Below are 19058 nucleotides of genomic sequence, written 5' to 3'. Positions count from 1 at the left end.
CCCCGAGGACGAGATAACCGTTGACGGCGGACCTGGACTCTGGAAGATTCCTGAAGGTCATTGATCTTATTAGAGTTGACATTATTCCGATTCATTTGAAAAGCTCGGAGATTATTGAACGCCACAATGCAGTTATTTCTTCTTCTTTAACACTTATTTCTTTGCGCTGAGAAAATTCTATGAATCTTGTGAGGAGACCTTTTGAGATCAATTGGTCGCCTTTTTCTTCTAGGTACTTCAGCGCTCTTGCTTTCGTTATGGCCTTTCTGTACGGCCTGTCGGTTGTCAGCGCGTCGAAGACATCGGCCACCGCAACTATTTGAACAAGCATGTGGATTTCGTTTCCCTTCAGGCCGTCGGGATAACCGTTTCCATCTATTCTCTCGTGATGGTGCCTAACAATGTCTCTTACTGCCTTCGGAAAATTCAGGTCTCTCAAGTAACGTTCGCCATATACCGGGTGTCTTTTTATTTCCGTAAACTCTTCTTCGGTTAAAGACGACGGCTTATTCAGCGTATCGAAAGGAATGTCCACCTTTCCATAATCGTGCAACATCGCGCCAATTGAAAGATTGAAAAGATCTATCTTCTCTAGGTCAAGTTCCTTTCCGAACTCATAGCAAATTTTTAGGACTCGAAGCGTATGGAGAGCAGTATAGTCGTCCTTAAGCCTTAACTCTCTGATAAGCTGACCGAAAACTGAGGAGATGCTCTCGAAAAGATTGTTCACAAAGTCCTTCAGATGAGGCGATGTTGTACTGTAGAGAGTAAGAGACTCGAATGCGCCAACAGAGTTTTCAAGAGCCCTAAAGTGCTCTCCTTTAACCTGCATTATTGACGCTTCAAGAATCAGCGTTTCTCCCTTGATGTAACTGGTCAAAGACTCATCCGGAAGAGACTTGAGTTGATTGAGATAATTCTCCGCTCTGGAAACGTTACCGCTCTTCACGTAGAAGTGTCCAAGAAAAATATATGATACTGCAATGTCTGTCCATTCGATATGAGAATTTATGAGCGATTCAAGTTGTTCGGCAATAACTGCCGCTCTGCTGAGGTCATTCATTTGAAGAAGAATCTTCAAGTTAATCATTAGTTTGTATCCTTTTATTGAAACCACATCGCATCCTTGGACCAGGTCAAGAAGCTCTATTGCCTCAGCAAATCTGTTCTTCGAGTAGAGATAGTCGATCATGTTCAGCTGAACCATTTGCATTCTTGCCGGTGATTCGGCCACTTCTTTTGCTCTCTCATAGAATTTCCATGGATTGTCACCGGTCTGGAGCTGAGTCGAGACCAGGCCAAGATCATTGTAGTATTCAAAGCGCTTCTGGGTCGGTACATACTCCTCCAGTTTCACGAGTTCGGCGAAAAGCGAGAGTGTTTCGTCTCCAAAGCCCATTTCAAATGAAGTCATCATATGGAGCATTTTGAGGTTGATTTCCTGTTCCTTTCCACATTCCTTTGCAATTAGATCCACTGCAAGCTTAGAAACAAGGTAAGCAATCTTGTCCTCTGAATTCCTGGCTAAAAAATACGCTAGAAAGTATATTCCTTCTGCCAGAAGCTCACTTTCCACATCGGAGAAGTCAAATACACCCGTCTCGTCGAATGTTTGAGAGTATGCAAAATCAAGAGCTACCAATATTCCGAGATCTTCTCTCGAGAGATCCTCTTCATCAAGAATAGCCCTCAGCTCAGACCTAAAACTCTCGGGATCATCATAATTGAATCTTAAGGCCAGACCGCAAACTCTAGAATTCTTCAAATCCAACTCCTCTTCCCCTCGATATTTTATCATGCGACCGCCTTTCTGGTAAAATCTCTTGAGTAAATTTAATTATGATGCATTACGATCAGAAAAGCGAACTAATGTCACTGTCCATGCTATTCAGTGACATTCAGCATCAATTATTGCTGCCTGCCATGAGTGTTAGCGCTGTTTAAAGTGCTGACAATAGGAATTGCTCAATATCTGATGACTTTGCAGGTGTCTGGAACGATTTCGACGGGAGGGCTGTTTATGGTAGAAGTCAAGAAACTCCTGGCCAAAGCTCTGGATGAGAACTGTTATGTGATAGAAGAAGAGGAAGTGCTAACAATTGTAGACCCCGGTTATGGTCTCTCAGAAGAGTTTACCAAACTTGTGAGCGACAAGCAAGTACGCATTCTTCTAACTCACGGTCATGCCGATCACACACACGATGCCGATCAGATTGCCGCAAGCGCGATTATTATACATGAATTGGACAGACCATTACTACTAGATCCAAATAAAAGCCTTCTCACCTTTTTCGGAAAAACCCGTCTTCTTATAGAAGAAGGCATGATTGTAACTCCCGAGATTCTTCACAGACCCTGGAAGTGTCTTCACACTCCCGGACATACAAAGGGTTCCTGCTGCTTCATGTACGGAGAGAGATACCTTTTTTCTGGCGATACAGTCTTCTCGAATTCGGTTGGAAGAACTGATTTACCAGACGGCGATGGAATAGAGATGGAGAGGAGTATTAGAAAGCTCAAGCAGTTCTTCATTGAAAGACCTAATTTGATAGTGCTTCCAGGCCACGGACCGGAAACGACGGCTCAAAGTATTCTTAGGGAGAACCCCTTTTTCACGTAGGAATCTCCTTCTTGAAGTTCCTTGATTTCAGCTCCTGAAGCTTCTTGTTCTGTCTGTTCCAGTACTTTCTATTGAAGAAGCCTGCTTCTACCTCTTCTTCCTCTAGAAGCGAGGTCATTTTTCTCGCAATATTCCTGCTCTTATCGAATGCCTGCTCCGAGAGATCATCTGCTTTCATTTTCCCGGCAGTCAACAACAGATCCTGTTCAAACTGAAGGCAGTACTCTCTCCACAACTCTTTTGCCTTTGAGTCTCGTAGAATGGCTAGCCGGATGAATTTCTCCCAGCTCCCCCAGTAGTTGATCCCGTCTTCCGGTTCGTCAAATGGAAGGCTTGATTCGTAGCTATCAAACCATACTGGCTTGAACACAGATAGACAGGGGACACTACTATTAGTTATCCATATTTCTGGCTTCTCTCCCAGAACAACTACCATCGAAGAAGTAGTCTGACTGCTGACTAATGAGGCACCGGCGTGCATACAAATATTTCGCATTGAACCGAGGTGTTTGCTATTTTCGTGATCTCTAAGAATCTCAAAGCTTCTTTCGATACTTACTTCTCCCTCTTCCAGAAGCTCTTGCATTCTTCTAAGTCTTGTTCCTGCGCCCGAGAATTTCCTAATTAGTTTCTTTTCGTATGATTCAGCAAAGCTAAACGCTTTCCCGGGCTTATGCCATCCGTGATTTTCTGCGTTTCGAATGACCTGAGGATGACCATCATCAAAGTCGTCTCCAAGAGTCAGACAGTTTGATATCGCGGCAGATCCTTTCACCTTCTTCGAAACCCAATAGCTATCGGAGGTTTCCAGAACCCACGCATTTTCTCTATCTGCTATCAGAAAAGAGTTGTGATAATATAGATATTTGGTGAAACCTCCGTTAGCTCCCTGACCGTAATCTTCAATCAACTCAACAATCGTTTTGACAGCATGTTCGGCACTTTCCGATCTCTCCAACGCAATCCTCAATATGTCCATACCCAGGAGACCGTCTCTCCGGACCGTCTCCTTCGTGAAAACCGCTTCATTTCCTATAACAACTCCCTTGTCATTGACTCCCATTTCGCCACCCCACATCCACGATGGCTTCGAAATGAGGATCGCGTTAGTCTCGCTAACCTGGCTGACTCTCTGCGTTGTTGTGAACAAATCCGTTCCATTACCTGATAAACGAGGAAAGAAATGGATCGATTGCGGTTCATTTGGCTCACGGTCGCTGTTCTTTCCGAAAATCGTTCTGCCATCTGCTGTAGAACTACCAAGAACTACAAAGGAATCACACATGATCTCACTTCTTATGGACTCTTCAGAAGATATCTCAACTGCCCAAAATACTCATGAAGAGCAGAAAGATTTGCATCGAGCGCCCGCTGGTTAGGAAGAAAATCTACGTAGCTGAGTTTTGTGTGGTCATACATGTAATCCGTTGGAAAAGGCGTAACACGTAGAGAGAACTTCTCAAACGAACTTACCGCCCTTTTCATATGAACGGCAGAAGTCACGAGAATTACACTGCTCCAGTTGAACTGACTGCAGATATCTGCCGTATAATTCGCATTTTCCCAGGTTGTCTGAGCTCTAGGCTCGACAATCACCCTGGCAGATGCGACACCTCGATCAAGAAGCCAATCCCTCATTAGCTCGGCAACAGTAGACGTTGATCGACCGGGCATGAATGATCCTGTCACAATTATCGGCAACTTTGTCTGAAGATGTAGAGTATATGCCTTCGATAACCGCGCTACGGTGTGATTGTCGAGCACCTGACCTTCAGGAGAAATGACTATCCCACTGCTTAGTACCACTATTGCCTGACCGTTCACGGCACGAGGAGCAGTGTATGCCCTCTCTAAAGGCTGAAGATAAAGGTAAGTACCAAGACCAGTTGAAAGTAGATACGCAAAGGAACACAGAACAATAACAACAATTCCTATTACCTTTGTCCGTCTTTCTTCGCCCTTTCTGATCAAGATAACTGCAATTATTAGAAAGATGAGTATGAAAAGTCCTGGCGGTGTCAATATTGCCGAAGCGAATTTTTCAAGATACAGCAATGCCGTCACCTTCTTTCGCTCTTTCCTCCAAGTGCAGCCATTATACCTTGAAGATTGTCAGTTATTATTATGTCGGCTTCACCCTTGATCTTCAAAAGTAGTCCAGGATCGTTTAGAGTCCAAAGCGCAACTTTTATTCCTCTGCTTCTGACAAAGTCGATGAGACTCACTCCCAGCTCAAAACCAATCTCATCAAACAGCTGAACCGGAAGATTAAATGAAAATGGTTTGTACTCCATGAGTTCTTCAAAATACTTGGCAGGATTCTTTCCCCTTGCTTCTTCACCGATAAGAAGCCCAATATTCGCCTGAATATCACATTCCTTAACTCTTCGCATACAATCGTGATGGAAGGAAGAGAAGAGAGTTCTTTCCATCGCATTGAAGCTTTTCACCAACGGAACAACTACATCAGCGGCCCGGGGATCCTTGATCTCAACATTTATATAGGCCGTTTCGGGAAGCTCAAGATAAACTTCTTCGAGCGTGGTAAGGCCTTCTGGATTGACGAGATTCATCTTCTTCAAGTTCTTGAAAGTCGTCTCTCCGACTACAACGTCTGCCCCGAATGTTCTCTTCAGATCGGGATCGTGATTCACTACAAGCACCCCATCGCTGGTAATTTGAACATCAAGTTCTACACCATCTGCTCCAATCTCAACTGCCTTGATTAAAGAAAGGAGGGAATTTTCCCCATCCCCTATACCCATGCCCCTGTGTCCTAGAATTATAGGTCTGGAATCCATAAGAACCTCCGTTTCCTGCAAATGACTTTCATCAATGCAAATCAACTTGACTTACATCTGAAACCCCGTTTCTCGCTCCTCAATTCCGGCAACTGCACATATTCACAATTATAGCAGCATACTTTGCCTGTTCATGAGTATACGTGAATATGCTGATTTTCTTCAGGAGAAGAAAAGGAATTATACTTGTAATAGACATTATATGGAGGCGATACCTTGGAGAGAATTACTGAGCATCCATTGCTTTCGTTTGAGCGCAGCGAGAAGATCACTTTCTTTTTCGAAGGGAGAGAGCTTTTGGCGTATTTGGGTGAGTCCATTGCGGCTGCTCTACATGCAAATGGTATAAGAAATCTGCGATACAGCCCCAAGAAAAACCGCCCTCAAGGGCTTTTCTGCGCAATAGGAAAGTGTTCTTCCTGCTTAATGGAAGTAGATGGAAAACCAAATGTTCGCACTTGCATAACTCCGGTGAGACCCGGAATGAAAGTTAGAAGGCAGTCAGGCAAGGGTGAGATCATTGAATAATCTCGATCTTCTTGTTGTAGGCGGTGGACCGGCCGGATTGTCTGGCGCATTAGAAGCAGCGAGAAGCGGTCTGTCGGTACTGCTGGTAGATGAAGCGGTTTCCACTGGAGGACAGCTCATCAAGCAGACACACAAGTTCTTTGGCAATGAGGGTTTCTTTGCGTCAGTTAGGGGATATGAGATAGCCGATAGATTGAACGAAGAGCTGAACTCATTCGAGAATGCCAGAATACTGACGGAGCACTCTGTCATCGCAATCTATCCCGACGGTGTCCCAGTAGTAGATATGAAAAGGGACACGACTGAAGTGTTAATGCCTAAGAAGATACTTCTAGCATCGGGCGCATCAGAGAAATTCCTGCAGTTCGAGAACAATGATCTACCAGGTGTATACGGAGCCGGTGCCGTCCAGACTCTCATGAACCAGTTCGGTATTCTTCCCGGCACGAATGTTCTGATGATCGGGTCGGGAAATATCGGCCTTATTGTCTCTTACCAGCTTATGCAGGCCGGTGCAGAGGTAAAAGCAATAATCGAGGCTTCTGACAAAATCGGGGGCTATCAGGTGCATGCCGACAAAGTGAAACGACTGGGTATCCCAGTAAATCTAAGGCACACAATCTCAAGAGCCATCGGAAAGGATTCAGTCAAAGGAGCTGTGGTTTCTGAGCTTGACGAGAGATGGAGACCGATTCCGGGAACAGAAAGAGAGTTCGTGGTCGATACCATATGCATCGCAGTGGGATTATCCCCATCGATAGAACTAGCTGCCCAAGCTGGTTGCGTGATTGAATACATACAGGAGTTAGGAGGTTATGTCCCTCTGAGAAATGATGACATGAGAACCTCAATACCCGACCTGTTCGTGGCTGGTGATGTTTCGGGAATAGAAGAGGCAACAACGGCAATGATAGAAGGAAGAATTGCTGGACTTACAATCGTTGAAGACTTAACTGGCAGATGTGATCAGGAACGGCTGAACTACTTGAAGGAAACATTAAGGAAGTTCCGCAGTGGTCCTTCTTCATCAAAGACGAGGTCCGGTATAAGAAAACTCGGAGGGAAAGTTGAGGAGGCTTCTTTCAGTGAAAGAATTGAATGTGACTTCGATAGCTACAAAGGAAAGTTGCGACCCATAATCGAGTGCTTTGAGCCGATCCCCTGTAATCCTTGCGAAACGAGTTGTCCGGTTGGAGCGATAAGAGTTGGAGAGAACATCAACTCTATTCCCACAATAGACTATTCCAGGTGTACTGGTTGTAGCATTTGCGCCACTAAGTGCCCAGGTCTTGCGATTTTTATGTTCAGAGAGAACAAAGACGGAACCTCATCGATCGGTATCCCCTACGAGTTTCTTCCCCTGCCCGTAAAGGGTCAGTATGTAAGTGCATTGGGAAGGAATGGGGAAGTGATATGTACGGCAGAGGTGGAAAGAGTAGCAAGGTCTCCAAACAAAACAAATCTTGTCTACATCATTGTTCCTTCGGAAGTTGCACAAGGAGTTAGAAACATTTTCGTGCCTTCACAAGAGGCAGAAACCATTGTATGCCGTTGTGAAGAAGTCACAGTAGATCAGATAAGAAAAGCGATAAAAGATGGGTATAAGGATTTCGAAGAACTGCGCAGGTACTTGAGAATAAGTATGGGACCCTGCGGAGGTAGGACGTGCAGACTAAATACTTTGATGATTCTGTCAAGGGAGACGGGAGTGCCTGTTGAAGAGCTTGCTCCAGGGATATTCAGACCACCTTCTATGCCTGTAAGCTTCAAAGCAATAGCTGAAACTGGGGTTGATGATAGTGAAGAGTAGGTACAAAGTTGTTGTTATCGGCGGAGGTGTAATCGGAACTGCAGTTGCCTTCTATCTTGCAAAAAATGGTGTGAGCGATGTTGTTGTTCTTGAAAAAGACTATCTTTCTTCAGGTTCTACTGGTCGGTGTGGCGGAGGCATAAGACAGCAATGGTCTGAGAGAATGAATGTGAGACTGGCAATGCGGAGTGTTGAGCATTTTAAGAGATTCGAAAGCGAAGTGGGGTTCGATATCGAATACTTTCAGGGAGGTTATCTTCTTCTGGCCTACACAGAAGAAGAGGTTTTGCTTTTCGAAAGAAACACCAAGATGCAACAGGAAGAGAATCTTGATGTTGAGCTCCTGTCAAAAAACGAAGCATCTTCGAAGTTCTCGTTTATCGACATGTCAGGTGTTAGAGCCGCCGCTTACTGTTCAAGTGATGGTCACGCAAATCCTCACCTGACAACGTTTGCATATGCTAGGGCCGCTGAGAGAATGGGGGTTGAGATCTTAACTCATACATCTGCAGAAAATATCATTACCGAAGATGGAAGAATTGTGGCTGTGCAAACAAGCAAAGGTAAGATCGAAACAGAAGTTGTCGTTAACGCTGCCGGCGGATACTCCCATGAGGTGGGGGCGATGGCTGGAGTTGAGCTTCCTACTGAGTCCTATAGACACCAGATCTTCGTAACGGAGCCTCTAGAGCATATTATGGATCCGCTGGTCATAAGTTTCGAGAATAACTTCTACATAAGACAGACAAAGGCGGGAAACTTCATCATGGGGCAGGGTGACAAGGACGAACTCCCTGGACATAATGTTACCCCAACTTGGAAGTTCCTAAGAGAAATGACCGAGAAGATGCCTAAATTCTTTCCATTCCTACGCGACGTTAGAGTATTGAGACACTGGGCAGGTCTCTATAACATGTCTCCCGATGCTCAACCCATCATCGATCGCGCCGTCGATATTGATAACTTCTACTATGCAATTGGGTTCTCCGGTCACGGATTCATGTTAGCACCGGCTGTTGGAGAGGCTGTCGCCGAATGGATAGTACATGGAGAACCGAGAAGCGTTGACATTTCAAACCTGAGCCTAAATAGATTCCAGGAAGGCTTTACAATAGAAAAAAACGTAGTATAGGAGGTTACGAAGATGTTTGAAGCGACAGATTTCCAGATAATCCCGCCTTTTGCAAACGAGCCTTATATCAATCCCGACGATCCCGACGTAAGATCCTTAATGAATCATGCTTTTGAGAAGATCCGATCTCAAGGTAAGGATTATGATCTGTTCATCGGAGGCAAATACTATTCGACCGACAAGAAAATCATCTCAACAAATCCAGCAAATCCAAATGAAGTCGTCGGGAGGGTTTCAAAAGCCAACAAGGACTTTGTGGACAAGGCAATGGAAACCGCTTATCAAGCATTCAAAACATGGAGCAGGCTGCCGGCTTCAGAAAGGGTCAAGCCTTTCCTAAGAGCTGCACGCATTATGAGGGAAAGACGGTTCGAACTTGATGCAACTATGATTCTCGAAGTTGGTAAGAGTTGGATAGAAGCAGACGCCGATCTTGCAGAAGCGATAGACTTTCTTGAATTCTACTCTAGAGAAGCCCTCAGATACGCGAGTCCTCAGCCACTTGTTCAGATTCCAGGCGAACTAAATGAACTGATATATATCCCGTTAGGAGTTGGGGCAATCATTCCTCCCTGGAATTTCCCTGGGGCGATTATGGCTGGTATGACAACAGCGGCCGCAGTTTCGGGAAACTGTGTACTACTGAAACCCGCATCGGACTCACCGGTGATAGCTGCTAAATTTGTTGAAATACTTAAGGAAGCGGGACTTCCAGATGGGGTAGTCAACTTTGTGCCAGGTTCGGGAAGTGAAATCGGCGATTATCTGGTAGAGCATCCGCTTACAAGGTTCATCTCGTTCACGGGTTCGAAAGAAGTTGGATTGAGAATTAACGAACTGGCGGCAAAGCATAACAATGGGCAGATATGGGTGAAGAGAGTGGTTCTGGAAATGGGAGGCAAAGACTGTGTGGTCATTGATGAAACGGCCGATATTTGTGCAGCTTCATCTGGAGCTGTAGCTAGTGCGTTTGGCTTTCAAGGGCAGAAATGTTCCGCCGGATCAAGGATTATCGTGGTCGAGGATGTCTATGACGAGATAGTTCGATTAGTGAAGGAGAAAACCGAGGCTCTAACCGTCGGAGATACAACTGATCCTAGCAACTACATCGGCCCCGTCATCAACGAAGGCGCAGTGGCCAAGATTCTGAGCTACATTGATGTTGGGAAGAGAGAAGGCAAATTGATAACCGGAGGTAACTCTCTCCAAAGAGAAGGATATTTCATAGAGCCTACAGTGTTTGCCGACGTGTCGCCTGATGCAGTGATTGCACAAGAAGAGATCTTCGGACCGGTAACAGCGATTATCAGAGCACACGATTTTGATCACGCAATCGAGATTGCCAACGGTACGGAGTACGGACTAACCGGGGCGCTTTACAGCAAGGATAGGAAGAGAATCGAGAGAGCTAAGGCAGAGATTCACGTTGGAAATCTATACTTTAACAGGAAGTGTACTGGAGCACTTGTAGGCGTTCAACCGTTCGGTGGATTCAATATGTCTGGTACAGATTCCAAAGCAGGTGGAAGAGATTATTTGCTGCTTTTCCTCCAGGGAAAATCGATTAGCGAAAAAATCCTCTAGTATGCAAGAAGGCCCTTTGCGGGCCCTTCTTGCATTATCAATTTCGCTCCACAACTCTCTTGACCCAAACTGTTCCGCTGAGATGGATGGTTGCTGTTGAAGTTGAAGTGGCGGCATATTTGTAGATTGCCACCCAATGGATATCTTATGCCATCCCACCAGTGATAATCTCGAGAAGTATTTCCAGAGCCTTGGAATCTCTCGATTCAATTTCGAAATAGTTTTCTCCCGGATTAATCACATTAAATAGCCTGTGATCTGCTATGACAGACGGGTTGTCTAAAAACCTCGGCAGATCTTTGTTTTCTTGGCTCTCTGAACACGTAAAAGTCGATGTTTATTGAGTCTTGTGGGTGAGGGTTTTGGAGAGCCCATTCAACTCGCGCCATGACTTCAAGACCAACAACTGCGAAATTGTCAGGAAGATCCAACTGCGTCTGCTTTCTGGCCTCGCAAACCCTTGGAGCTTATTCCATTCTCTTGTGCAATCTCTTCAAGTGTCTTGTCTGTCTCTGCAAACTCCTTAGCTAATCTAAGTTTGAACTCAGGATCATAACTCTTGCCTCTCGGATGCTTCATCCATATTCACCCCTTCTTAGTCTACTATTCCTAACTTACTTGTCCAATTCCCCTGGGGGGTGAATACGCAAATGATCTCGTCCAACTAAGGAACTGTCTCGGTTCCGAAGGCAAAGCTCGAAAACGCAACGGAACTCCCGCGAAGTTCAAAATCAATGGCTTCTTTTATCCCTTCAACGATCGGAATAGATACTGGAAACAAGTACAAGCATGAACTCGCGAACATGATCACGAAAGATCAAGAGAGTAACAAGAATGCTTTCTTCAGTATTTATAACGCCTCCCTTCTCATTTTCCATTTATTGAGACTAGAATCTTAATCGATTATCGCCATTACTTCTTTCACAACATCGTCGGTCAATCTTTCCTTCAAATCTAGGGCTTTGAGGTTTTCTCTAAGCTGTTCAACCCTACTAACTCCAAGGATAATTGAACTAACGTTTTCATTCTTGAGGATCCAGGCAAGTGCCAGCTGAGCGAGTCCCGTCCCGAGCTTCTCTGCGACATCTGCCAGTTTGGCAACCTTTCTTAGATTTTCTTCAGAGAATATTCTGTTCTCTTCAAGGTGCTTTTTCAAACCGGGGAACTTGGCTAACCTACTGTTTTCCGGAATACCACTGTTGTACTTCCCCGTAAGAAGACCACTGGCAAGAGGGCTCCAAACAGTAAGACCAAGACCGTACTGTTTGTAGATAGACTGATACTCCGATTCAACCCTTTCTCTCACAAACATGTTGTACTGCGGCTGCTCAACAACAGGAGGAATGGCATTCAACTTCTCGGCAGCTTTGTGGGCTTCTTCCAGCTCTTTAGAACTCCATTCAGATGTCCCCCAGTAGAAGGCAAGACCGTTTCTGACAATGTAATCCATTCCAAGGACTACTTCCTCCATCGGAGTCTCGGGATCCGGTCTGTGAGCATATAGTATATCAACATAATTAAGCTGGAGTCGTTTGAGAGAATTCCAGGTCCCCTCAAGAAGGTGCTTTCTTGAGAGTCCCTTCTGATTTGGTTTGCTTCCTCCCCAGAAGATCTTCGTGGAAACGACAACTTCCTCTCTTTTGAACTCCTTCAGGATCTCGCCCATCATTGATTCGGCCATACCGCTGGCGTATGCCTCAGCGGTATCAAAGAAGTTAATTCCCGCTTTATATGCCTCTCTCATGGTTTCTCTTGCGTTATCGATATCTAGTTGCGCTCCAAAAGTAAGCCATGATCCGAGACTCAGCTCACTAATAAGAAGACCACTTCTTCCAACTTTGCGATATTCCATAACTTGTCGAACCTCCTTCTCAATGCCGATATAGATTGTTTTAATTATATCATTGTATTCTTTGAAACAGATCATGTGAAGGGGGAAACGACAATCGGTTAGCAAAAAGCTTTTGAGAACACGAGAGCGTGGTTTGATGTCAAAAAGCAGGACGATAAGGGCCGGAGCAAGGTTTGTTTTGCAGCCAGAACGGCCAGTCAAACTGCGTATGGTAAGCCTCTGGTTGCCCGTCCACCGCTTCTTTCATGCACTCGGCAAATCCCTGATCTCATCAACAGTATCTGGACTTCGATTTCTACATATGAATAGGATCAACGTTTGGCGACTTTTTATCATCGACAGAAAGAGTATTGGAGTGAACCCGTTACACACAACTCAGTTGTTGAATGGATTTTCTTTCTTCTCTGATAAACTTGGAGTGAGATAAGAAGAGGAGGTGTTGCATATGTTGGAGAGAACGGATGGGGTATCCGGCATAGAAGGTATCACTTATCAAACTTTGAGCGGTCTCAGCTATTGGGCTGGATTTGTCGGTATATGGACTATAGTAGGTGCCGTTCTTGGGATTATTGGGTCTATCGTAGGTATGGTGGCAAACCCCTTCTCGATTTTCGGTGCTATAAGCGCAGTAGTTGCTTTGATTATGGGGCTGAAACTTAGGAGTTCGAAGAAGGAATTAGACTCGTTTGTCCAATCAAAGGCGTCAATCAACTTGGAAATTGCGCTTGACAGCCTTAGACATTACTTCAGAATTCAGGGAATACTAATAATCCTAGCCCTTGTATTCATAGTTATAACAATAGTTTCCATGGCTGCTATGGGTAGTCTAATGGCAAATTACATGAATAGCTTCTGAAATAGCCAAACTTTGGAGGTGACTAGTTGTTCGTTCTGAATATAGTACTTTTCGCAATAATAGCTATACTCGTTCTCCTTTTCTTCCAGTCGAGAAAGAAGACGAGTTTCAAATCGGAATCGATAATCCATAAGGTAGAGAGAATCTCTGAGTTGAGCACTGCCAAGATGACTACCTTGCTGATTTTCGAACCCGAGAGAGGAAGTCTCGTTCCAGGAACGGTCCAACGATTCATCTTCATCGTTCCATTCCAGGTACGTGGTTATCTCGATCTGAGGAGATTAAGGGAAGATTCCATAGAGGTCCATGAAGGTGAAGCAAGAAGAATAAAACTCACCCTTCCTGCTCCCAAACTCGAAGTGACGATACCTCAGAGTAAGATTCCAGACATCAAAGTAATCAATCAAAGCGGAGTACTCGTAAGAATCTTTGGTAACAGGGATATGCTTAAGACATTTCAGTCATACAGTAAGGAGATTGAGAAACAGGCACTTCAGAGTGCATATGAGATGGGGGTTGAAGAGACTTCAAAAGAAAGCGCGAGAAACTTCTTTCATGGGCTCTTTCTTGGAATGGGATTCGATGAGGTAGTTGTTCTTTTTGAGCAAGATCAGGTGCCTGACGCACAACCTTCATCTGAAACGATCAGAAGTGAAAGAAAAGGTTGAGCTTACAGAAGCTGACGTCCACGAAATGAAAACATTTAGGTCAATCAATACAACGAACTCAGGTTTCGATTAGATAGAAAGGGGGATGTTTATGAAGAGATGGATGGTCTACGTTCTAGTTGTTGCTGGTGTGGCTGCAATAATACTTATTATTACGCTTCCCGGAGTCCTAAACAAGGAGCCGCAGATAGAATTACCTGTGCAGGTGGTCAACCAGGGTGAAAAGCTCTCTGTGAATCTGAAGCAATTTGTCAGTGATGAAAAAGTTGACGAGGTTGCTCTTGAACTGATAGATGGGCCCGGTGTTTTGTCTGGCTTTTCTTACACTTTTGAACCAGGGTTTTCGTACGCTGGGGAGATCGCTGTCAGGATTCGCGCAACGGATGAACAAGGAAAGAGCTCTGAAGATGAAATGCTTGTTAATGTGATAAGGGTGAATCGACCTCCCGAAATCGATACATCTCCTGTTGTAGTGAATGAAGGAGAGACGCTTTCTATAGACCTGAATTCAATTGCCGTTGATCCAGATGGAGACAACCTGGAATTCTCGGTTGAGGGGCCGGGCGAGCTGGAAGGAAGTATCTACACCTATTCCCCAGGCTACAACGATGCCGGTAATGGCGTCTTGAGAGTAATTGCCAGAGATACTCACGGTAATGAGACAGCTCGCGACATTCCACTCGAAATCATTGATGTCAATGCTCCACCAGTAGTAATGCAAATCAAGAATCAAGTAGTCAACGAGGGAGAACGTATATCGGTGGATATTGCCTCTGCTGTCGTCGACGTAGATGGAGATGAAATCTTCTTCAGTATAGAACAAGGTCCTGGACTACTTGAAGATGGTTTATTCGTATATGAGCCTTCTTTTGCAGATGCTGGAACGAAGAGCGTGATTATCAGGGTAGAAGACAGTTACGGGAACGAAGCCTTTTCAAGCTTCGAGGTCGAAGTCAAAGACTTTAACCGTCCCCCAAAGCTTCTCTTAAGTGACATCGTCTTGAACGAGGGCGATACAGTGGAAATTGACTTCGTCGAAAGGGTTATCGATCCCGATGGAGACGAGGTAAGCTTTGCTATCGAAGGACCGGGAGAAATTGTCGATGGCAAGTACAAGTACACTCCTCGTTTCGGCGAAGCTGGCGAGGAATCTGTTACAGTATTCCTGGAAGACGAGAAGGGTGGAACAAGTACTGCAGCTTTTAGAATAAGAGTGAACGAAGTCAACAGACCGCCAACAGTATCTATACCAGATTGGGGAGTTAAAGAGGGTGAGACCTTAAGGATATATCTCAGGGCTTTCGTTTTCGACCCCGATGGAGATGATTTGGATTTCGAAATCGTTGAAGGACCCGGCGCGATCGAAGATGGTCACTATCTTTACTCTCCCGATTTCGACTCAGAAGGCACTCATGAAGTCAAATTGCTTGCCAGAGACAGCAAGGGACTCGAAAGCATCGGCACATTTACCGTGGACGTTGAGAACGTGAACAGAGCCCCTGTCAAGGTCATCCCTTCGCTGAATACAACGATTATGGAGACATTCACCCTTAACCTGGACCTGAGCAGTCTCTTTTTCGATCCCGATGGAGATGATCTTGAGTTTGAGATGGAAGGTTATGGAAGAATAGAGGAGTCCAGTTATGTATTCTCTCCCGGCTACAACGACCAGGGGCAGAAACTCGCCACTGTCACTGCATACGACAGCCTCGGTTTGTCGGATAGCCTTCTTATTAGAATAGACGTGAGAGACAAGAACAGACCAGCAGATCTATTCATACCAGACGGCATCGCGGAGGTAGGAAGCGAGTATTCTTTATACCTTAGAGAGTTCGCGAGCGATCCAGATGGCGATAATCTTGAATTCAGACTTTTGTCGGGACCTGGCGAAGTAGTTGAAGGGAGGTATTCATTCATTCCCACCAGAAAAGATATCGGAAAGAATGAGGTCCTCCTGGAAGTCATGGACGAAAAGGGAATGAAAACAGAGAATCGATTCACAGTTATGGTTGAAACCTCAGAAAAGGTAACGATAATCTCATATGCACTTCGCTCAGTTGATAGTGATTTGGTAAGAATCGTTGCTGGTCAGCACGAGATTCTGTCTCGGGAAAGACAGTCAGTAATTCAAACAGACTGGATCTTCGACTTCAATGAGATTCACTTCTTCGCGGTCAACGAATCGGGAGATACTTTAATCGGTACTGCGGTATTTGATGATGTTGATTCTCAACTCAACAGAAAGATATACTCTCCTGCAGGCGATTACATGGGAAATATCATTCTAGTGACCGAATAGAACTCCCGATATTTCACCAATACTAGCCCCTCTTTCCGGAGGGGCTTTTCACTTCTCTCTATACCCCCTAGGTGTATGGTCTTGTAAAGCTCATTTGAAGATCCATAACAAGATCATGCGTCGATCTAAGCGAGGCAGAGTAGTTCATGTGTTATAATTTATCGTTATTTGTGCACAGACTCATGTTTCTTGAGTGCGAAGCTGGCTTACTCGTATGATTAATATCATTGATTCTTCGTGTTCCTCTAGGATAAGTGTAGCTTCATGGTTAACGTTGAGTAGTCCAGTTGTCCGGGAATCTGGTTTTTTGTGATCCTTCTCGATTCAGAAGAGAAGTGTTCTAGTGTAACTAAATCCAAATGTAAGGAGTGGTGAATTTGCATAGTCCTAAATACCTCACAAGTGTTGACAAAATCGAGGGCCTTTGTGAAGAACGGATAAGAGAAATAAGAAGGGTTACGGAAGTCTATCCCTTTAGGGCCAACGACTATTATCTGGGACTTATTGACTGGAATAATCCTCACGACCCAATAAAGAGGATAATCGTTCCCGATCTTGAAGAACTCGACGAGTGGGGGGATTTGGATGCTTCTCAGGAGCACAAGTATGCTGTAGCCCCTGGAACGGAACACAAGTACACAGATACTGCTTTGCTCCTTGTTTCGAAGGTCTGTGGAAGCTTTTGCAGGTTCTGCTTTAGAAAGAGACTCTTTTCGACAGACAACAAAGAGGTAGTGAATGACGTCAGGCCAGGAATAGAGTATATTAGGAAACACAGAGAGATTACAAATGTTCTTCTCACAGGAGGAGACTCACTAATACTATCCACAGAAAAACTCGGTGACATTGTGAGACAGCTAAGAGAAATAGATCACGTGGGCATAATAAGGTTCGGGAGTAAAATGGTTGCATTCAATCCTTATAGGATAATAAACGATCCCGATCTGCCAGAAATGATCAGTAAGTACAGTACTCCACAGAAGAGAATCTATATAATGGCCCACTTTAACCACCCGAGAGAACTGACAGATCAAGCGGTAAAGGGCCTAAACATTTTGAGGGATGCCGGAGCGGTAATATGCAACCAAACACCTATGATAAGAGGAGTGAACGACAGCGTTGAGGTCATGACAGATCTATTCAAGAAGCTCTCGTTCATTGGGATTCCCCCTTATTATGTATTCCAGTGCAGACCTACAAAAGGCAATCACACCTACGCAGTCCCTGCCGAAAGAGGTTACGAAATCTTCAAGAAGTCGATAGACGGTGTCTCGGGCCTTGCCAAGAGAGCTCGATTTGTTATGTCTCATGCAACGGGAAAGATTGAATATGTAGGTCTTGATGAAAACAAAATATATATGAAGTACCATAGAGCCGCAGATCCCAGAAGATACGATCTCTTTATGGCTTTCGATAGAAATCCTGATGCCTATTGGCTGGAAGACTACGTAGATCCAGATACTCTTGTTTAAGAAGGACGGCACACACCGTCCTTCATATCCACTCTGTTCTGGCTAGCGTCAGAAGCTTTTCACGCTTGCTGATTCTATGAAGGCCCTCAACGAAACTACTTTTATTTTGAAATACCCCGTCCACAAGAACCTCATCCTCTTTTCTAGATTCATGCCGGTACTCAATAGTAAGTCTTCGAAGTGTCTTGCCATCAAATTCTTCCGGAATCGCTTCCATAAGCCATTTGACATACGATACGTTATTCGAATGACCATTAGTGTCTAGATCTGACTTTCGAACTCTCAGAGTAGTCATTTCTCCCTTTGACTCAAACACAGAGATCTTAGGGAAAGAAAGTGGTCGGTGAAAACCCTCGTCAATACCATATCTTCTGTAGAGCTCTTCTCCAATTCGAACAGGTCTTCGTCGATTCTGATCGATCAAGATCCACTGCGAATTTGCCTCAACAATACGTAGCCCTGAATTGTCGAATATCTCGAAACGCCTATAAGCATAGAACCTGTCCATTGAATGCGGGGTAGTCCTGACAACCACGCTCTCCATGAAATCTGGATACCTGCTAACTGCAATATCCCAACGAAGCAGAAGCCAGGCATATTCGCCCTTACTCATAACCTCCACGCCGTGACCGATCTCAACTGTCTGAAGAGTGACTATGTCGTTAAAATAATCCATAATAGCAGAAATTGAGGCCTTCCAATCGTTCTTCAGCTCGTAGTATCTCACTTTGTAAACCTCTTCGGTTACTATTGGTTTCAAGTTCTACCTCCATAGATTTGTCTTTTTCTCTCATAATGCTATGCTCTACTCATGAGTAGACGCTATTGATTGTCGCAGGTTCAGGTGGTGGTATGAATATGATAGCATTCTGCGGGATCGACTGCACTAAGTGCGACACATACAGAGCCACTCTAGCCAACGATGATTCAATGAGAAGGGAAACGGCAAGTAGATGGTCAAAAGATTTCGGATTCGACCTCAACTTCATGGATATCAACTGCAGCGGTTGCCACGGTGATGTGCATTTCAGACTGTGCGAAGGTTGCCCTTCAAGATCTGTTGTGAAAAAAGGGCTATTTCAAATTGTGGAGAATCCGATCGCTACCCTTGCGAGACACTTGATAGGTTTCTAAGAACCCTACCCGGCGCAAGAAGAAGGCTAGATAAGGTACACAGAGAACATTTCGAGAACAGTGAAGAGCAGGCAAGATATGAAGGCTTTGCCGGAACCGCGATTTTTCTTTTTCTCGAGAATATCTTTCTTCTAGCGTAACATCTATCTACTGCATTTTGCAGTGTCATTTCTATAAGCACCTATATAGTGTAGCTACAGCCATTGATTTCAGACAGCGCTAGGTTAATATCTCGATCAGGTATTAAGCAATAAGTAATTCATCCTGCATAATGTTGCCCCATTAACACAAAGTGATATTAA

General features: G+C 44.7%; 17 protein-coding genes. 10 read left to right on the top strand and 7 right to left on the bottom strand.

Annotation, left to right across the window (positions count from 1 at the left end; genetic code table 11):
- Nucleotides 1–91 precede the first annotated feature (91 nt).
- Nucleotides 92–1765, bottom strand: coding sequence for an HD-GYP domain-containing protein (locus V512_RS08150; protein ID WP_243392327.1), 1674 nt, complete (start codon nucleotides 1763–1765; stop codon nucleotides 92–94).
- Nucleotides 1766–2020: 255 nt separating this feature from the next.
- Between V512_RS08150 and V512_RS08145 the strand changes: the two genes are divergently transcribed.
- Nucleotides 2021–2620 carry an MBL fold metallo-hydrolase gene (locus V512_RS08145; protein ID WP_243392326.1) on the top strand — a complete coding sequence of 200 codons (600 nt, stop codon included), beginning with the start codon at nucleotides 2021–2023 and terminating at the stop codon, nucleotides 2618–2620.
- Here the strand turns inward: V512_RS08145 and V512_RS08140 are convergent.
- From V512_RS08140 to V512_RS08130, 3 genes are read right to left on the bottom strand one after another with little or no spacing between them, the layout of a single operon-like run.
- The gene (locus tag V512_RS08140) at nucleotides 2613–3905 is read right to left on the bottom strand and encodes a carcinine hydrolase/isopenicillin-N N-acyltransferase family protein (protein ID WP_099829989.1); all 1293 of its coding nucleotides are present in this window, start codon (nucleotides 3903–3905) and stop codon (nucleotides 2613–2615) included. The two genes, V512_RS08145 and V512_RS08140, sit on opposite strands and share 8 nt — an antisense overlap.
- Nucleotides 3906–3916: 11 nt before the next feature.
- A complete protein-coding gene (locus V512_RS08135) occupies nucleotides 3917–4684 on the bottom strand; it encodes a YdcF family protein (RefSeq protein WP_099829988.1) in 768 nt (255 codons plus the stop codon).
- The gene (locus tag V512_RS08130) at nucleotides 4681–5421 is read right to left on the bottom strand and encodes a glycerophosphodiester phosphodiesterase family protein (protein WP_099829987.1); all 741 of its coding nucleotides are present in this window, start codon (nucleotides 5419–5421) and stop codon (nucleotides 4681–4683) included. The genes V512_RS08135 and V512_RS08130 overlap by 4 nt, the downstream gene beginning before the upstream one ends.
- A gap of 216 nt (nucleotides 5422–5637) precedes the next feature.
- Between V512_RS08130 and V512_RS08125 the strand changes: the two genes are divergently transcribed.
- From V512_RS08125 to pruA, 4 genes are read left to right on the top strand one after another with little or no spacing between them, the layout of a single operon-like run.
- Nucleotides 5638–5949 carry a (2Fe-2S)-binding protein gene (locus V512_RS08125; RefSeq protein ID WP_099829986.1) on the top strand — a complete coding sequence of 104 codons (312 nt, stop codon included), beginning with the start codon at nucleotides 5638–5640 and terminating at the stop codon, nucleotides 5947–5949.
- Nucleotides 5942–7759 carry an FAD-dependent oxidoreductase gene (locus tag V512_RS08120; protein WP_099829985.1) on the top strand — a complete coding sequence of 606 codons (1818 nt, stop codon included), beginning with the start codon at nucleotides 5942–5944 and terminating at the stop codon, nucleotides 7757–7759. Before V512_RS08125 ends, V512_RS08120 begins: the two co-directional genes overlap by 8 nt.
- On the top strand, nucleotides 7743–8891 hold the full coding sequence (locus V512_RS08115) for an FAD-binding oxidoreductase (RefSeq protein ID WP_099829984.1): 1149 nt from the start codon (nucleotides 7743–7745) through the stop codon (nucleotides 8889–8891). The genes V512_RS08120 and V512_RS08115 overlap by 17 nt, the downstream gene beginning before the upstream one ends.
- Before the next feature lie 12 nt (nucleotides 8892–8903).
- Entirely contained in the window at nucleotides 8904–10475 is a 1572-nt protein-coding gene (gene pruA, locus V512_RS08110) for an L-glutamate gamma-semialdehyde dehydrogenase (RefSeq protein ID WP_099829983.1), read from the top strand.
- A gap of 417 nt (nucleotides 10476–10892) precedes the next feature.
- On the opposite strand, the gene V512_RS14440 is transcribed toward pruA, so the two are convergent.
- On the bottom strand, nucleotides 10893–11054 hold the full coding sequence (locus V512_RS14440; protein ID WP_108702527.1) for a transposase: 162 nt from the start codon (nucleotides 11052–11054) through the stop codon (nucleotides 10893–10895).
- A 316-nt stretch (nucleotides 11055–11370) separates the two neighbouring features.
- Nucleotides 11371–12327 carry an aldo/keto reductase gene (locus V512_RS08105; protein WP_099829982.1) on the bottom strand — a complete coding sequence of 319 codons (957 nt, stop codon included), beginning with the start codon at nucleotides 12325–12327 and terminating at the stop codon, nucleotides 11371–11373.
- A 445-nt stretch (nucleotides 12328–12772) separates the two neighbouring features.
- On the opposite strand from V512_RS08105, the gene V512_RS08100 reads away from it, so the two are divergent.
- The 4 genes from V512_RS08100 to V512_RS08085 all read left to right on the top strand — a co-directional run bounded on the left by V512_RS08100 (nucleotide 12773) and on the right by V512_RS08085 (nucleotide 17622).
- Nucleotides 12773–13183 carry a DUF5362 family protein gene (locus V512_RS08100; RefSeq protein ID WP_099829981.1) on the top strand — a complete coding sequence of 137 codons (411 nt, stop codon included), beginning with the start codon at nucleotides 12773–12775 and terminating at the stop codon, nucleotides 13181–13183.
- Between the two features lie 26 nt (nucleotides 13184–13209).
- Nucleotides 13210–13851 (top strand): DUF4230 domain-containing protein, encoded by a 642-nt coding sequence (locus tag V512_RS08095; RefSeq protein ID WP_099829980.1) that lies wholly within the window; start codon nucleotides 13210–13212, stop codon nucleotides 13849–13851.
- A 91-nt stretch (nucleotides 13852–13942) separates the two neighbouring features.
- Nucleotides 13943–16150, top strand: a complete 2208-nt coding sequence (locus V512_RS08090) for an Ig-like domain-containing protein (RefSeq protein WP_099829979.1) — start codon at nucleotides 13943–13945, stop codon at nucleotides 16148–16150.
- Nucleotides 16151–16527: 377 nt separating this feature from the next.
- Nucleotides 16528–17622, top strand: a complete 1095-nt coding sequence (locus tag V512_RS08085; protein WP_099829978.1) for a KamA family radical SAM protein — start codon at nucleotides 16528–16530, stop codon at nucleotides 17620–17622.
- 22 nt (nucleotides 17623–17644) lie between these two features.
- Here the strand turns inward: V512_RS08085 and V512_RS08080 are convergent, their stop codons facing one another.
- Nucleotides 17645–18382 (bottom strand): acyl-ACP thioesterase domain-containing protein, encoded by a 738-nt coding sequence (locus tag V512_RS08080; RefSeq protein ID WP_099829977.1) that lies wholly within the window; start codon nucleotides 18380–18382, stop codon nucleotides 17645–17647.
- A 98-nt stretch (nucleotides 18383–18480) separates the two neighbouring features.
- Between V512_RS08080 and V512_RS08075 the strand changes: the two genes are divergently transcribed.
- Nucleotides 18481–18756, top strand: coding sequence for a DUF3795 domain-containing protein (locus V512_RS08075; protein ID WP_165775364.1), 276 nt, complete (start codon nucleotides 18481–18483; stop codon nucleotides 18754–18756).
- Nucleotides 18757–19058 lie beyond the last annotated feature (302 nt).

This window comes from Mesotoga sp. Brook.08.105.5.1, from assembly GCF_002752635.1.
GTDB lineage: Bacteria > Thermotogota > Thermotogae > Petrotogales > Kosmotogaceae > Mesotoga.
The sequence above is the reverse complement of the archived record's forward strand: the minus strand, read 5'-3'. Positions and strand labels throughout refer to the sequence as shown.

Coding starts and splice junctions, on each gene's coding strand:
- V512_RS08145 (WP_243392326.1), top strand. CDS start 2,021: ATGGTAGAAGTCAAGAAACTCCTGGCCAAAGCTCTGGATGAGAACTGT.
- V512_RS08140 (WP_099829989.1), bottom strand. CDS start 3,905: ATGTGTGATTCCTTTGTAGTTCTTGGTAGTTCTACAGCAGATGGCAGA.
- V512_RS08130 (WP_099829987.1), bottom strand. CDS start 5,421: ATGGATTCCAGACCTATAATTCTAGGACACAGGGGCATGGGTATAGGG.
- V512_RS08115 (WP_099829984.1), top strand. CDS start 7,743: ATGATAGTGAAGAGTAGGTACAAAGTTGTTGTTATCGGCGGAGGTGTA.
- pruA (WP_099829983.1), top strand. CDS start 8,904: ATGTTTGAAGCGACAGATTTCCAGATAATCCCGCCTTTTGCAAACGAG.
- V512_RS14440 (WP_108702527.1), bottom strand. CDS start 11,054: ATGAAGCATCCGAGAGGCAAGAGTTATGATCCTGAGTTCAAACTTAGA.
- V512_RS08105 (WP_099829982.1), bottom strand. CDS start 12,327: ATGGAATATCGCAAAGTTGGAAGAAGTGGTCTTCTTATTAGTGAGCTG.
- V512_RS08100 (WP_099829981.1), top strand. CDS start 12,773: ATGTTGGAGAGAACGGATGGGGTATCCGGCATAGAAGGTATCACTTAT.
- V512_RS08090 (WP_099829979.1), top strand. CDS start 13,943: ATGAAGAGATGGATGGTCTACGTTCTAGTTGTTGCTGGTGTGGCTGCA.
- V512_RS08075 (WP_165775364.1), top strand. CDS start 18,481: ATGATAGCATTCTGCGGGATCGACTGCACTAAGTGCGACACATACAGA.